General features: G+C 64.4%; 13 protein-coding genes. 2 read left to right on the plus strand and 11 right to left on the minus strand.

The genetic code is table 11. The features are described from left to right. Positions 1-23 precede the first annotated feature (23 nt). The gene (locus L0F51_RS12920) at positions 24-1298 is read left to right on the plus strand and encodes an FAD-binding oxidoreductase (RefSeq protein WP_234629634.1); all 1275 of its coding nucleotides are present in this window, start codon (positions 24-26) and stop codon (positions 1296-1298) included. Positions 1299-1334: 36 nt separating this feature from the next. Here L0F51_RS12920 and L0F51_RS12925 read toward each other — a convergent pair whose 3' ends face one another. Further along, positions 1335-2192, minus strand: coding sequence for a hypothetical protein (locus tag L0F51_RS12925; RefSeq protein WP_234629635.1), 858 nt, complete (start codon positions 2190-2192; stop codon positions 1335-1337). A 160-nt stretch (positions 2193-2352) separates the two neighbouring features. Here L0F51_RS12925 and L0F51_RS12930 point away from each other — a divergent pair, with 160 nt between their 5' ends. Then, on the plus strand, positions 2353-2838 hold the full coding sequence (locus L0F51_RS12930) for a DUF4112 domain-containing protein (protein ID WP_234629636.1): 486 nt from the start codon (positions 2353-2355) through the stop codon (positions 2836-2838). On the opposite strand, the gene guaD is transcribed toward L0F51_RS12930, so the two are convergent. From guaD to uraH, 10 genes are all read right to left on the minus strand, one after another. Continuing rightward, positions 2835-4175 carry a guanine deaminase gene (gene guaD / locus L0F51_RS12935; protein ID WP_234629637.1) on the minus strand — a complete coding sequence of 447 codons (1341 nt, stop codon included), beginning with the start codon at positions 4173-4175 and terminating at the stop codon, positions 2835-2837. The two genes, L0F51_RS12930 and guaD, sit on opposite strands and share 4 nt — an antisense overlap. Beyond that, entirely contained in the window at positions 4169-5395 is a 1227-nt protein-coding gene (locus L0F51_RS12940; RefSeq protein ID WP_234629638.1) for a urate hydroxylase PuuD, read from the minus strand. Before L0F51_RS12940 ends, guaD begins: the two co-directional genes overlap by 7 nt. A 177-nt stretch (positions 5396-5572) precedes the next feature. Further along, positions 5573-6643 carry a BMP family ABC transporter substrate-binding protein gene (locus L0F51_RS12945; RefSeq protein ID WP_234630342.1) on the minus strand — a complete coding sequence of 357 codons (1071 nt, stop codon included), beginning with the start codon at positions 6641-6643 and terminating at the stop codon, positions 5573-5575. A gap of 57 nt (positions 6644-6700) precedes the next feature. Continuing rightward, the gene (locus tag L0F51_RS12950; RefSeq protein ID WP_092810003.1) at positions 6701-7597 is read right to left on the minus strand and encodes an ABC transporter permease; all 897 of its coding nucleotides are present in this window, start codon (positions 7595-7597) and stop codon (positions 6701-6703) included. A 26-nt stretch (positions 7598-7623) separates the two neighbouring features. Then, positions 7624-8796 carry an ABC transporter permease gene (locus tag L0F51_RS12955; protein ID WP_234629639.1) on the minus strand — a complete coding sequence of 391 codons (1173 nt, stop codon included), beginning with the start codon at positions 8794-8796 and terminating at the stop codon, positions 7624-7626. Then, complete coding sequence (locus tag L0F51_RS12960; RefSeq protein ID WP_234629640.1) at positions 8786-10378, minus strand: ABC transporter ATP-binding protein; 1593 nt, start codon at positions 10376-10378, stop codon at positions 8786-8788. The genes L0F51_RS12955 and L0F51_RS12960 overlap by 11 nt, the downstream gene beginning before the upstream one ends. Beyond that, the gene (gene xdhC, locus L0F51_RS12965; RefSeq protein ID WP_234629641.1) at positions 10341-11234 is read right to left on the minus strand and encodes a xanthine dehydrogenase accessory protein XdhC; all 894 of its coding nucleotides are present in this window, start codon (positions 11232-11234) and stop codon (positions 10341-10343) included. Before xdhC ends, L0F51_RS12960 begins: the two co-directional genes overlap by 38 nt. After that, a complete protein-coding gene (xdhB, locus tag L0F51_RS12970; RefSeq protein ID WP_234629642.1) occupies positions 11231-13636 on the minus strand; it encodes a xanthine dehydrogenase molybdopterin binding subunit in 2406 nt (801 codons plus the stop codon). Before xdhB ends, xdhC begins: the two co-directional genes overlap by 4 nt. After that, positions 13636-15114, minus strand: a complete 1479-nt coding sequence (gene xdhA / locus L0F51_RS12975) for a xanthine dehydrogenase small subunit (RefSeq protein WP_234629643.1) — start codon at positions 15112-15114, stop codon at positions 13636-13638. Before xdhA ends, xdhB begins: the two co-directional genes overlap by 1 nt. Next, entirely contained in the window at positions 15114-15464 is a 351-nt protein-coding gene (gene uraH, locus L0F51_RS12980) for a hydroxyisourate hydrolase (protein ID WP_234629644.1), read from the minus strand. The genes xdhA and uraH overlap by 1 nt, the downstream gene beginning before the upstream one ends. Positions 15465-15489: the final 25 nt, after the last annotated feature.

Consider the following 15489-nt stretch of genomic DNA (forward strand, 5'->3'; position numbering starts at 1 on the left):
CCCCTCCAACCTTCGAGCGAGCCGTGCCGCGGCCTTTCCCGCCCTCCTGGTACCATCTGACAGCAGGTGACCGCCCCGAAAGGCCGACACTCTCGGGGCAGACGGACGCCGATGTCTGCATCGTCGGCGGCGGCTTCGCGGGCCTTTCCGCGGCCCTGCATCTCGCCGAGGCGGGGACGCGGGTCGTGCTGCTGGAGGCGGACCGCCTCGGCTACGGCGCGTCGGGGCGCAATGGCGGCCAGATCCATTCCGGCCAGCGCCGCGACATTCTCTGGCTCGAAAAGCATTACGGTTTTGAGCGCGCCAAGGCGCTCTGGCAGGTCGGCGAAGAGGCAAAAGCGCTCGTGCGCAGCCTTGCCGCCCGCTTCGGCTGCGACATCACCAACGGCCTCATCGACGTCTTCCACCGGCCGGACGACGAAAAGGAGAACGCCCATTTCGTCGAGACGCTGCGGGAGCGCTACGATTATCCCGACATCGAGGTCTTGAGCCGTGAGGAAGCGGCAGCGGCCGTCGGCTCGCCCTCCTATTACGGCGGCTGTCGCGACACAGGCGCCGGCCATCTCGACCCTTACGCCTTTCTCCTCGGTCTCGCCGGCGCGACCGAGGCCGCAGGCGCCCGCCTTTACGAAGACAGCCCCGCCCTCTCCCACAGGAAAGAGAACGGGCGGTTTCGCGTCCAAACACCGTCCGGCGAGGTGACGGCAGAGCGCCTCATCGTCACCACCAACGGCCGTTCAGGTCCGTTCGAGGCCGTCACCCGCGGGCGCACCGTCGGCGTCAACAGCTTCATGGTGGCGACCGAACCGCTCGGAGATCTCGAAAACACCGTTCTGCCCGGCGGCGAATGCGCCTCCGACAGCTATTTCGTCATCTGCTACTGGCGCAAATCGGCGGACGGGCGTCTCCTCTTCGGCGGCGGCGAAAGCAGCGCCGGGCGCATCCCCTCCGACATCGGCAGCTTCGTTCGGCCACATTTTCTGCGCGTCTATCCGCAGCTGAAGGACATCAAGATCGCCCATGGCTGGGGCGGCGTCGTCTCGATCACGCCGGCACGCATGCCGTTCATCCGCGAGATCGCGCCGGGCGTCATGACGGCCGCCGGCTTTTCCGGCCAGGGCGTGGCGCTTGCGCCCTATATCGGCAAGCTCCTCGCCGAAGAGGCGCTCGGCCGTGTGCCGCAGGAACTCGCCCTCTACACCGACCTCAAGGTCGGCCGCGTGCCCGGCATCACCGCACTCCGCCGCGCCATGGTGAGCCTCGCCATCTGGCACGGCCAGCTCGTGGACCGGTTCTGAGACTAGAAAGGGAGGCTCTTTGATTTTGAATTTCTCTCACTTCAGGAATTCTTCAGAAATTTGCTCGACGCCCTTTTTCGTCAAAGTTCCCTCTGGCGTGACCAAGCCGGATCTCATCAACTCCAAACGCACTCCGTGAGGAAGGTCTTTCCATACGAATGGTTTTATATGCCCCTTCTCGATTATCTCCCACGGGCTAACCCCAGAGAAATTGAATAGACCAATTAACAATTCCTTAATTTTTGTATTTTTGTTTTCTCCGCGTCCTATAGTGATCATTTCTTTTTCAAGATTTTTTAACTGTCTTCTTAGACCAATGACAGCGTCTTGAGATTGCCGCAATCTAGCTTCCGCGTCATCAATTTTTCTTTGATATTCTTGCTTTTCCGAATCGCTAGATTGAGTTTTATCTATCAACTCTTTTATTATTTCTTTAATTTCCTCTCGTTCCGAGGCGACGGTTTCCTCATTTTTCTCTATTTCCGCTTGCGTTTCCTGTTTCAGGACTGACATTCTGCCTATATGATTTTCTATTTTTCCATACCCCTCGTCAATATGCCTCAATCTTTCCCCAAATCTTTCCTCTATTCTTCCAAGTATTTCAGATGTATCCTTGGTAAATTTATATGTATTATCGTAGAATTTATCTGCCGCTTGATTTGCAGCATAATAAAATGCAAATGAGAGAGCGATTGCGAAGAGAGATATGACGATCGCGATCACATCTGTTGCGGAGACCGTGGCAGCCGAGAAATCCCAGGAGGCGCCATAGATTTTGAGGCAAAGCGCCACCACGATCGCGATCGAAGAAACCGATGCCGCGAATTTTAGGGGCGAACGCCAGCCACAGTCGGAGAAGCCCTTCTCCGTCTTCGGGTATTCTTCTTCTATCAATCTGACCTCCCGAAGCAATTCCTAATCATTTGACGAAAGCGGGGTTTCTAACTGACCGCAAGCAACGAGTTGACGCAACACGTTCGTCGACCGGTTCTAAGCGCGGCGCAAGGCGAAGACGCGCGCGGGAACACGCACAACGCGAGCGCGTTATCGCTTCATGGACCGCACCGCTTCATCTCGTTTCGACACCGGCTTCGACCGCACCTCTTCGCGCCAGCACAGCACCGTGGAAATCGAGCGCGAGCTCAACCGGCTTGAATCGCTGGCGAAGATGATGGATGCGCGCTTCGGCGTGCCCGGTTTCCGTTTCGGCTTCGATTCCGTGATCGGCCTCATCCCCGGCATCGGCGATGCGGCGGGCGGCGTCATCTCCGCCTATCTCATCTACCGCGCCCACCAGCTCGGCGCCGACACGGATGTGAAGGCGAAGATGGTGCGCAATGCCGGCTTCGACTTCGCGCTCGGCCTCGTGCCCCTCGTCGGCGATCTCGGCGACGTCTATTTCAAGGCCAATCTGCGCAATGTCCGGCTTCTCACCGAGCATCTTCGGGAAAAGCACGGCATCGGCATGGTCGACGTCACCGGCGATGCACGCCTGCGCGACGTGACCCCGAAGAATGCGACGTCGAAGAAGCGCCGCTAAGCGTTGTCAGAACTGTAAGCGGGCGCACCCATCAGATAGGTCGCCGCGACCGCCCGATCGTCGCCCAGCATCATCAGCACGAAGAGCTCTTCAAACAGCGTCTCCACCGTCTCCATGCGCCAGTGCATGGCGGGCGTCGCGGCGCTGTCGAGCACGACGATATCGGCCTCCATCCCCTCCCGGAACGTGCCGATGCGATCGTCGAGGCAGAGCGCCTCGGCATTGCCGAGCGTCAGCATGTGAAACGCCTCGAACGGCGTCAGCCTCTGCCCCTTGAGCGCCAGCACCTTGTAGAATTCCGACACCGTCTGGAGCATCGAATAGGACGTGCCGCCACCAATATCGGTCGCGACCCCGACCTTCACCGCCGGTTCGGCCGCGCGCATGGCCGCCAGATCGAAGAGACCGGAGCCCAGGAAAAGGTTCGAGGTCGGACACGAGATCGCGGAGGCCCCCGCGTGCGCCAGCGCCTGGCGTTCACGCTCGGCAAGATGGATGCAATGGCCGAGAAGCGCCTTCTTCCGCACCAGCCCGTAGCGTTCGTAGACGGCGGTATAATCCTCAGACCATGGAAAATCGCGGGCGACGGTTTCGATCTCCAGCGTGTTCTCCGACAGATGCGTCTGGATGTGCATCTGAGGATATTCCGCAGCGAGCGCACCGGCCGCCTCGAGCTGCGCCTCCGAGGAGGTGACGGCAAAGCGCGGCGTGATCGCGTAGGAAAGCCGGCCGCGCCCGTGCCATTTCTCGATCAGCGCCTTGGACTCCTCGTATCCCGTCTCCGGAGTGTCGAGGAGTGCGTCCGGCGCGGCGCGGTCCATCATCACCTTGCCGGCGACAAGCCGCACGTCCCGCTTGAACGCCTCGGCGAAGAGCGCGTCGGCGGATTCTGGATGCACCGAGCCATAGACCGCGGCGCTCGTCGTGCCGGAGCGCAAAAGCTCGTCGAGAAGGAAGGTCGAGGCCGCCGTGCAAATGCCGGGATCGGCGTATTTCTGCTCCTCGACAAACGTGTATTTCTCCAGCCATTCGAGAAGATGCGCGCCGTAGGAGGCGATCACCTGCGTCTGCGGCATATGGAGATGCGGGTCGATGAAGCCCGGCATGACGAGATGCGGGCGGTGATCGGCGATAACGGCATTTTCGGGCAGCGTCGTCGCGAGCGCGCCCGCTTCACCCACGGCCGCGATCCGCCCGTCCTTCAGAACGAGAAGCCCGTCCTCGACATAGCGCACGGCCTCGCGCTCGCCGGCGAGATAGGGATCGGCCTCAAACCACAAAAGCCGGCCGCGGATCGCGTCCACCCGGCCCGGCGCGGGAGATTTCGTGCTCACCATGTCGTCCGGCTTCCGATCCAGGCGGCGAGCGTCTGCCGCTCCTCGGGGCTGATCACGGCAACCCCCGGCGGCGGCATGGCGGTCGAGCGCACCGCCTGCATGTCGATCCTCTGCCAGTTGCGGGCGACCTCTTCCGGCGTGTCGAGAAGCACGCCCTTCGGTGCCGTGTGAACCCCTTCAAACAGCGGCTCGGCGGCATGGCACATGGAGCAATGCCCCATGACGATCGCCTGCGCCTCGTCGAAATGCATCGAGGCCATCAGAGCGAGCTCGGGATCCTTGTCGATCCTCGCGGCCGCCGCCTCCTGCGGCCCGTAGCCCGGAAAGCGCGACAGCGCCACGATCGCGGCGACGAGACACGCGACGGCAACCCAGGGCCACCAGAGCTTCCGGCCCGTCCGATGCATCGTGTTGAAGAAATGCCGGATGAGCGCGCCTGCCGGCAGCACCAGAATGGCGATCAGCCAGTTCCACTCCGTCGCGAAGGCGAGCGGATAATGGTTCGACAGCATGAAGAAGAGGACGGGCAGCGTCAGATAATTGTTGTGCAGCGAGCGCTGCTTCGCCGCCTTGCCGAGATGCGCGGCCGGCTCCCGCCCGGCCTTCAGGTCGGCGACCACGATCTTCTGGTTCGGAATGATCACGAAGAAGACGTTCGCCGTCATGATCGTGGCGATGAGCGCGCCGCAATGGATGAAGGCGCCGCGCCCGGAAAAGACGTGGCAGAAGAGGAAGAAGGCCGCGACCAGAAAGACGAAGAGCACGACGAAGAGAAGCGTGTCGTGGCGCCCGAGCGGCGAGCGGCAGAGCCGGTCATAGGCGAGCCAGCCGGAACCCAAGCCGGCAAGGCCGATGAGAACCGCGCCCCATTCGGGAATATCGGCGACCGACGGATCGATCAGGAAGAGCTCGGCGCCGAAATAATAGACGATGCAGAGGAGCACGAAGCCGGAGAGGAAGGTGAAATAGCTCTCCCATTTGAACCAGGTGAGCTCGTCCGGCATGAAATGCGGCGCCACGGCATATTTCTGCATGTGGTAGAAGCCGCCGCCATGCACCTGCCAGGCCTCGCCGGTGACGCCGTCCGGCAGCCCGTCACGGCGCCTGAGGCCGAGATCGAGCGCGATGAAATAGAACGACGAGCCGATCCAGGCGATGCCGGTGATCACGTGCACGAAGCGCACGGCAAGGCTCAGCCAGTCCCAGACGATCGCGCCCATTCGTTCTCCCGATCACGCACGGATAGGCGCGATGCAATCATGCTGCCCATCCGTCACTGCCTCCCCGCGGGAAGACGCAACGGAGCGCAGGAGAGCGCTCCGTCCTCATTTAAAAAGCTGCAGGCGTCGCCTGCTGGCGAAGGCGGCCGGAAACCGCCTCCGCCACGGCGATGTCGCTTAGCTCTGAACGCCCTTCACGTACCAGTCGAGCCCCAGGAGCTGTTCGTCCGGGATCGTGTCGCCTTCCGGCACCTTCACTTCGCCGGACTGGTCGGTGATCGGGCCGGAGAAGGGATGGATCTCGCCCGAGGCGATGCCGTTCTTCACCTTGTCGGCGGCTTCCTTCACATCGGCCGGCATGATGTCGTTGTAGGGCGCGATGCCGACGAGACCCTTCTCGATGCCCCACCAGATGTTGCCCGGCGCCCATTCGCCGTCGAGCTCTTTCTGGATCTGGTCGATGTAATAGGGGCCCCAATTGTCGGTGATCGCCGTCAGATGCGCCTTCGGGGCGAAGTCGATCATGTTGGAGGCCTGACCGAAGGCATAGACGCCGCGCTGCTCGGCAGCCTGCAGCGGCGCCGGGGAATCGGTGTGCTGGGAAATGATATCGCAGCCCTGGTCGATCAGCGCCTTGGCCGCATCGGCTTCCTTGGCCGGGTCGTACCAGGAGTTCACCCACACGACCTGCGTGGTGAAGTCCGGATTGATCTTCTGCGCGGCGAGCGTGAAGGAGTTGATGCCGCGCACCACCTCCGGGATCGGCACGGAGCCGACATAGCCCGCCTTGCCGGATTTCGACATCATGCCGGCGATCGTGCCGATGACGGCGCGGCCTTCATAGAAGCGGGCATTGTAGATGCCGACATTGTCGGCCGTCTTGTAGCCGGTCGCATGCTCGAAATGCACGTCCGGGAACTGCTTCGCGACCTTGATCGTCGGGTTCATGAAACCGAAGGAGGTCGTGAAGATGAGCTTGTTGCCCTGCTGCGCGAGCTGACGGATGACGCGTTCCGCATCCGGGCCCTCGGCGACGTTTTCGACGTAGTTCGTCTTGATCTTGTCGCCGAAATGCTCTTCCGCCTTCTTGCGCGCCTCGTCATGGGCGTGGCTCCAGCCGTAATCGCCGATCGGCCCGACATAGACGAAACCGACATTGAGCGGCCCGTCCTGGGCGGCGGCCCGGCCGATCAGAGCGGGAAGAGCGAGGGTCGCGGCGCTGCCGACCAAGATCTGGCGCCTGTTCATTCTACTCATTGACAAAACTCCCTGGTGTTCACGAGGTGCGGGATCAGAAAACCGCGCTCAACCGGTGGCGCGGAAGGGTTTGCCGAGACAGGCCGGGGCCGCATTGCGACGGCCGGACGGCGCGATCGAAATCAAGGTCAGGACCACGATGGTCGCAAGATAGGGCAGCATCGCCAGAAATTCCGGCGGCACGATATTGATGCCGGCGGCCTTGGCGTGCAGCTCGAGCGTCATCACCGCGCCGAAGAGATAGGCGCCGCCCAGAAGCCGGAGCGGCCGCCAGGAAGCGAAGACGACGAGCGCCAGCGCGATCCATCCGCGCCCCGCCGTCAGCCGGTCGGCCCACATCGGCGTCATCACCAGCGAGTAATAGGCGCCGCCGAGGCCGGCCATCGCCCCGCCGAAAGCGACCGCGAGATAGCGCACGCGGATGACCGAATAGCCGATCGAATGCGCCGCCTCGTCGCTTTCGCCGATCGCCCGCAGGATCAGGCCGGCGCGCGAGCGCGTGAGGAACCAGGCGACGAACGCCGTCATGACGAGCGAAAGATAGACGAGCGGCGAATAGCCGAAGACGACGCGCCCGATCGGATCGTCGGCGAGCGCGGCGGGGAAGATATGCTCGAGCCCGCTCACCGTGCGGCCGACGAAATTCTGCCCGATGAGGGAGGAAAGGCCGATGCCGAAGATCGTCAGCGCGAGCCCGGTCGCCACCTGATTGGCGGTCAGGGTCAGCGTCAGAAACGCAAAAATCATCGAGGCGGCCGCCCCCGCCGCCATCGCCGCGACGAGACCGAGCGAGGCGCTGCCGGTCGTAAAGGTCACGCCGAAAGCGGTGACGGCGCCGATCAGCATCATGCCTTCGAGGCCGAGATTGAGCACGCCGCTCTTTTCCACGACGAGCTCGCCGAGCGCCGCCAGAAGGATCGGCGTCGCCGCGCCGACAAGCGTCATGATGATCGAAATGAAGATCGCCGTCGTCACGCGCTGAGACTTTCTCTTTGCTTGTCGAGGGGAGTGGATGACGTGCGGGAGCCTTCGTCGGCCTGCCTTATGTGCGGATGGCGCGCCTCCGCCGGCCGGCTGAGATCGGCCGGCACCACGACGCGCAGGCGGTAGCGCACGAGAATGTCGACCGCGAGCAGGAAGAACAGCATCATCGCCTGAAACATGCCGGTCGCCGCATAGGGAAGGCCGAGCGCCGTCTGGGCGTTCTCGCCGCCCACATAGGACACGGCTAGGACCATGCCCGCAAGCACGATGCCGAGCGGATGCAGGCGCCCGAGAAAGGCGACGATGATCGCCGTGAAGCCGTAATTGACGGAAAACTGCGGCGTCATCTGCTGAAACGGACCGGCCGCTTCGAAAATGCCGGCAAGCCCGGCAAAGGCGCCGGAGGTCAGAAGCGTCAGCCAGACCGTGCCGCGGGCGGAAAAGCCGCCATAACGCGCCGCCTGCGGGGCAAGGCCGACGACGCGCACCTGAAAGCCCGTCACCGTGCGCGACAGGACGATCCAGACGGCGATCGCCAGAAAGAAGGCGACGGGGACGCCCAGATGCACGAGCGTGCCCTGCACGACCGTCGGCAGCGTCTGCCATTCGGAGAACAGGCGCGTCTGCGGAAAGCCGTAACCTTCCGGGTCGCGCCAGGGCCCGCGCATCAGATAATAGAGAAGCTGCACCGCCACATAGGTCAGCATCAGGCTGGTCAGGATCTCGTTGACGTTGAAGCGCGTCTTCAGAAATGCCGGGATCGCGGCCCAGAGGAGACCGCCGAGAATGCCCGCCGCGACCATCGCCGGCAGGATCCAGTAGCCTTCCATGTCCCAGGTGGCGAGCGCCACACCCGTGCCGGCGAGCGCGCCGACGATATACTGGCCCTCCGCGCCGATGTTCCAGACATTGGCGCGAAAGCCGATAGCAAGCCCGAGCGCGATCGTGATGAGCGGCGCCGCCTTCACGAAGAGGTCCTGCCAGCGATAGGGATCGGCGATCGGCGCGACGAAGATCTGATAGATCGCCGCCAGCCCGTCATAGCCCATGAGCGAAAAGATCAGGATGCCCGCAAGGACGGTGAGCGCGACGGCGAGAACCGGCGTCCCGTAGAGCATCGTCCGGCTCGCCTCGCGGCGCGGCTCCAGCCTAAGCCGCATGAACTTGCTCCTCGCGGGGCCCATGGCGCGGCCCGCCGCCGTCGCCGCCACTCCCGGCGGCATCCTCGCCATGCATGCCGCCCATCAACAGGCCCACTCTTTCGATCGAAATCCCTTCCACATCCAGCATGTCCGACAAGACGCCGCCATTGATGACGGCGATGCGATCGCACAACGCCAGAAGCTCGTCGAGATCCTGGCTGATCAGGAGGATCGCCGAGCCGGCGGCGGCAAGATCGACGAGCGCCTGGTGGATGGCAGCCGCCGCGCCCGCATCGACGCCCCAGGTCGGCTGCGAGACGATGAGGACGTCCGGCTTTTGCAGGATCTCGCGGCCCATGATGAATTTCTGCAGATTGCCGCCGGACAGGCTCGCCGCCGGTGCGCGCGGCCCCGTCGCCTTCACGTCGAAGGCCGCAATCACCTGTTCGGCGTATTTCTCCGCCGCCCCATAGCGGATGAAGCCGTGGCTCGCCAGTTCCATGCGGTGGCGCGCGGTCAACACGGCATTGTCGGTGAGCGAGCAGGCCGGAACGGCGCCGTGGCCGTTGCGCTCTTCCGGCACGGAGCACATGCCGTCGCGCCGCCTGTCGCCGACATGGGCGGCGATGGAGGGCACCCCGTCGAGAAAGATGTTGCCGCTTTCCGCGCCCTCGATCTCGCCGACGAGAGCCGCCAGCAATTCGTTCTGGCCGTTGCCGGCGACGCCCGCGATCCCCACGACCTCGCCGGCACGCACGGAAAGATTGATGTCTTTGAGGGGCACGCCGAAGGGCCCCTCGCCCGGCGCCGAGAGATGCGTGACGCGCAGCCTTTCCGGGCCGAAGTCGGTGCCGGGCTTGCGGCTCACGTCGCGCAGCGAGGCGCCGATCATCATCTCGGCCATCGATCTCGCCGATTCCTCGCGCGGGTCGCAGGTGGCGACGACCTGCCCGCCGCGCAGGATCGTGGCGGTGTCGCAGAGCGCCTGAATCTCGTTGAGCTTGTGGGAGATATAAAGGATCGAGCAGCCTTCCGCGGCCAGCCGGCGCAAGGTCTCGAAAAGCCGTTCCACCTCCTGCGGCGTCAACACGGAGGTCGGCTCGTCCATGATCAGAAGTTTCGGCGATTGCAGGAGCGAGCGCACGATCTCGATGCGCTGGCGCTCGCCCACCGACAGAGTGTGCACCTCGCGGTTCGGATCGAGCGGCAGATCGTAGGTCTTGAGGATGTCGCCGACGCGCTGCTGCAACTCGCGCCAGCTGAAGGAATGGTCGAGGCCGAGCGCGATGTTTTCCAGAACCGTCATCGCCTCGAACAGCGAGAAATGCTGAAAGACCATGCCGATGCCGAGCCGCCGCGCGGCCTTCGGATTGGCGATCGACACCGGCTCGCCGTCCCACAGCACCCGGCCTTCGTCGGCCTGCAGGACGCCGTAGATGATCTTGACGAGCGTCGATTTGCCCGCCCCGTTCTCGCCGAGAAGCGCGTGGATCTCGCCCGGCGCGACGGAGAAGCTCACATCATCATTGGCGAGAACGCCCGGAAAACGCTTGGTAATACCTTCAAGCGCGAGCCGTGGCGGTTTGCCTTCCGTCGCCATGTCTTTCCCTGCATGTCCGTGTGGCTATCGCATCCGCCTGCACGGATGGCCGTTTTTCCAACAAGCAGACCGCCACCTCCGCCGCGACGAGCGCGGCAATCACAGGCGGCCTCTTGTCCTTCAAGGTTCTGCTTCCGATCGGCAGGATCAGCCGGTCCACATTGGCGCGCGCGAGCCCTTCCCCGCAAGCCCAGCGCTCGAACTGTGCCCGTTTCGTTTTCGATCCGATCATCCCGGTATAGGCAAAATCGCGGCGTTTCAGTGCGGCATAGGCGACGGCGAAGTCGAGCGCATGGCTGTGCGTGGCGATGATCGCGGCCGAACCCGGCGCCGCCTCGGCGATGACGGCCTCCGGCAGCGCCGTCCAGACCGTCTCCACGCCCTCCGGCAGGTCGCTGAGCATTTCCGCGCGCGGATCGACGATGGTCGTGCGAAAGGGGAGTGGTGCCAGAGCCATGGCGAGCGCCCGGCCGACATGGCCCGCCCCGAAGACGACGACGCTCGGAGAGATCTCGCGCTCGGCCGTCTCACGAGCCTCCATCTCCGCCGCCAGCGCCCGATCGACGCGCCGGAAGGAGAGGCCGACACGGCCGCCGCAGCACTGACCGAGATCGGGGCCGAGCGGAACCTCGCGCGCGTCGGGGCCTCGCTCGCCCGCCAGCATCCGGCGGGCCTCGGCCAGCGCCCCGTATTCGAGCATGCCACCGCCGATCGTGCCGGCGAAGTCCGTCTCCGTCACCAGCATCGCCGCCCCCGCCTCGCGCGGCGTGGAACCTTTCGCCTCGTCGACTTCGACGAGGATCGCCGGCCGGCCTTCGTCGAGCGCGGCGCGCATCTTCTGGCCGAGCCCGCTCATGCGGCCGTCTCTCCCGCCGCCTGCCGGCGCACGTCGTCCACGGCAAAGAGAATGCGTTCGGGCGTCGCCGGCGCGTCGAGATCGGGGAAGACCTTGTAATCGGAGGCCGCCGAAACCGCGTCCGCGAGCGCGGAAAAAACGGAAATCGCCAGCATCAAGGGCGGCTCGCCGACGGCCTTGGAGCGATAGATCGTCTCCGCCTGGCTCTCGCCCTTCTCCCAGATCTTGATGCGCATATCGTCCGGGCGATCGTTCGCCGTCGGGATCTTATAGGTCGAGGGCGCATGCGTGGTGAGCTCGCCTTTGCCGTTCCAGCAGAGCTCTTCCGTCGTCAGCCAGCCCATGCCTTGAATGAAGCCGCCCTCGATCTGGCCCATATCGACGGCCGGATTGAGCGAGCGGCCGACCTCATGAAGGATATCGACGCGCAAGACCTTGTTCTCGCCGGTCAACGTGTCGATCGCGACCTCTGAACAGGCCGCGCCATAGGCGAAATAGAAGAAGGGATGGCCCGTCGCCGTCTCGCGGTCATAGGTGATACCGGGCGTCGCGTAGAAGCCCGTGGCCGACAGCGAGATGCGGGCGAGATAGGCCTCTTCCACGAGTTCGGCGAAGCTCATCTCCTCGTCGCCGATCTCAACCCGGTTCGGCCGAAAGACGATCTTTTCGCGCGACACGCCGTAAGCCTCGGCCGCAAAGGCAATGAGCCGCTCCTTGATGGTGCGCGCCGCCGCCTGCGCCGCCATGCCGTTGATGTCGGAGCCGGAGGAGGCCGCCGTCGCCGAGGTGTTCGGCACCTTGTCGGTGCGCGTGGAAGTGATCTTCACCCTGGCGAGGTCGATCTGGAACTCCTCCGCCACCACCTGCGCGACCTTGACGAAGAGCCCCTGCCCCATCTCCGTGCCGCCGTGATTGAGCATGACGGAGCCGTCCTTGTAGACATGGACGAGGGCGCCGGCCTGATTGAGATGCCGGGTCGTGAAGGAAATGCCGAATTTCACCGGCGTCAGAGCGAGCCCCTTCTTCACCACCGGGCTCGTCGCGTTGAAGGCGCGGACCGCCGCGCGCCGCGCGCGGTAGTCGGAGCTCTTTTCAAGCTCCTCCACCATCTCGGCGATGACGCTGTCCGTCACCTCCATATGATAGGGCGTGAGCGCACCGCCCCCCGCCGGATAGAAATTCGCCTTGCGGATATCGAGCGGGTCCTTGCCGAGCGCGAAGGCGATCTTCTCGATCATGCGCTCCGTCGCCACCATGCCCTGCGGCCCGCCGAAGCCGCGAAAGGCGGTGTTCGACACCGTATGCGTCTTCAGGCGCCGCGAGCGGATGCGCGCCGCGTTCAGGGCATAGGCGTTGTCGGCGTGAAACATCGCCCGATCGGCAATCGCACCTGAAAGATCCGCAGAATAGCCGCAGCGCATCGCCTGATCGAAGGCCGCGCCGGCAATGCGCCCCTCGCCGTCGAAGCCCACCTCGTAATCGATGAGGAAATCGTGCCGCTTGCCGGTCATCACCATGTCGTCGTCACGGTCGAGGCGGAGTTTGGCGGGCCTCCCCGTCTTCGCCGCGACAAGCGCCGCGATCGCCGCAAACAGCGCCGGCTGGCTTTCCTTGCCGCCGAAGCCGCCGCCCATGCGCCGGACCTCGATCGTCACGGCATGGTCGGGCAGACCCAGCACCTTCGCCACGTTGTGCTGCACCTCGCTCGGATGCTGAGTGGAGGAATGCACGACGATGTCGCCATCCTCGCCCGGCAGCGCATAGGCGATCTGGCCTTCCAGATAAAAATGATCCTGGCCGCCGATGCGCACGCGGCCTGAAACTCTGTGCGGCGCTTGTGCGAGCACGCCGTCGTAATCGCCGAGCCGCATTTCGTGCGGCGGCAGAAGATCGGCACCGGCTTCGAGCGCCTCGTCGAGCGTGATCACCGCATCGCGGTCCTCGTAGACGATCTCCGCTCTGTCGGCCGCCGCGCGCGCCAGCGCCAGCGTCTCGGCCGCCACCGCAAAAATCGACTGGCCGTGATACTCGACGATCTTGTCGGCAAACACCGGATCGTCGCCGAAGACCGGGCTTGCATCGTTTTCACCCGGAATGTCGGCGGCCGTCAGCACGCAGGCGACACCATGGGCGGCGCGCACGTTTTCAAGATCCAGCTTCTTGATCTCGGCATGGGCGCGGTCGCTCATCGCCACATAGATGTGCAGCGTGCCCGGCAATTCGGCCATGTCGTCGATGTAGCGCGCCTCGCCCGAGACGTGCCTTGCGCCGCTGTCATGCGGCTCGGGCCGGGCGACGCCGCCCGCAATCCTTTCCCGGCTCTCGTGCCGCGCCGCCGCATGCGGCCTCGCCTGCCGCGCGGTGCCGGCGACACCGCGGTCCTGGATGAGGTTTTCATCCATCAGGCAAGCTCCAGGACGCTGGGCACGCGCTCTCCGTCATCGGTTCGATCCATGGAAAACCGAAGGAGCAAATTCTGCGCCACTTTCAACCGGTAGGCGGCGGAGGCGCGCATATCGTCGAGCGGGGTGAAATCCTCCGCAAGCGCCGCCGCAGCCTTCCGGAACGCCGCCTCGCCGAAAGTCTCGCCGACAAGCGCCGCCTCGGCTGTCGCCGCCCGCTTCGGCCTCGCCGCCATGCCGCCGAAGGCGAGCCTTGCTGCAACGATCTTCTCGCCGTCAAGGTCGACGCGGAAGGCGCCCATCACGGCGGAAATATCCTGGTCGAAGCGTTTGGAGATCTTGTAGCAGCCGAAGCGTGCATTCTCCGGCAGCTTGTCGATCACCACTTTTTCCACGAATTCGCCGCGCCTGCGGTCCTGGCGGCCATAGGCGAGGAAGAAGTCTTCAAGCGGCAGTTGGCGTTCTTCGTCGCGCCGGCGCAGATGAAGACGGCTCCCAAGCGCCATCAACGCGGGCGGCAAATCGCCGATCGGCGAACCATTGGCGATGTTACCGCCGACCGTGCCGGTATTGCGGATCTGCACGGAGGCGAAGCGGCGCATCAGCTCGCCGAGATCCGCATGGATCACCCCGAGCCGCTCCGCCGCCCGGCGATGCGACACGGCCGCGCCGAACGACAGCGTCTCCTCGGTCTCGGCGATCTCCTGGAGCTCCTCGACCCGGGTGACGTCGATCACCGTCTTCAAAAACCGCCGTTTCTTCGTCACCCAGAGCCCGACATCGGTGGCGCCCGCAACCAGCACGGCATCGGGATAGCCGGAATAGGTGACGGCGAGTTCCTCGATGGAGCGCGGCGTGAACCAGCGCTGCTCGCGGCCCGTCTCGTCGCGGTGCGAAATGCGCAGCATGGCGCCGTTGTCGAGGCTTTTGAGTTTCGCGACCGTCTCCGCCGCCTCGGGCCGGCCCGCGCCGCGGCCATGGCCGCCGTCCTTCAGCGCGGCGACGCCGGCCTCGATGATCGGCCCATAACCTGTGCAGCGGCAGAGATTGCCGGCGATCCAGTCTTTCACCTCCTGCCGGCTCGTCGCCTCGCCCGTCAGAAAGCCAGCGTAGAGCTGCATGACGAAGCCCGGCGTGCAGAAGCCGCATTGCGAGCCGTGATGCGCGACCATCGCCTGCTGCACCGGATGGAGGCTGCCATCGTCACGTTTCAGATGTTCCACGGTGAGAAGCTGGCGCCCATGCAAAGAGGGCAGAAACTGGATGCAGGAATTGACGCTGCGATAGGCCATGCCACCCGTCTCGTCCGGCTCGCCCAGAACCACAGTGCAGGCGCCGCAATCACCCTCCGCGCAGCCTTCCTTGGTGCCCGGCAGACGTTCCTCCCGGCGCAGATATTCGAGGATCGTCTCCGTCGGCGGGCGATCCGTGACGCGGCGCGGCTCGTCGCCGAGAAGAAAGCAGATCGCCTTGCCCATCAGCTCCCCCGATAGGTGGAATAGCCGTAGGGCGAGACGAGAAGCGGCACATGGTAATGCGCGCCGGGATCAGCGATGCCGAAGCGCACGGGCACCACATCGAGAAAAGCGGGATCGGGCAGATCCACGCCGCTCCCGCGAAAATAATCGCCCACATGGAAAAGAAGCTCGTAGCGCCCCGCCTTGAAATCGGAGCCTTCGAGAAGCGGGGCGTCGCAGCGCCCGTCGGCGTTCGTGGAAACCTCGCGAAGCTTTTCGCCGGCCGCGTCGAAGAGCTCGATCCTGAGGCCCGATGCGGGACGGCCCGCGGCCGTATCCAAGACATGCGTGGTCAAACGGCCTTGGCTCATGCACACTCCGCGCGATCTTGTCTGC

The organism is Afifella sp. H1R, assembly GCF_021462425.1.
GTDB lineage: Bacteria > Pseudomonadota > Alphaproteobacteria > Rhizobiales > Afifellaceae > Afifella > Afifella aestuarii.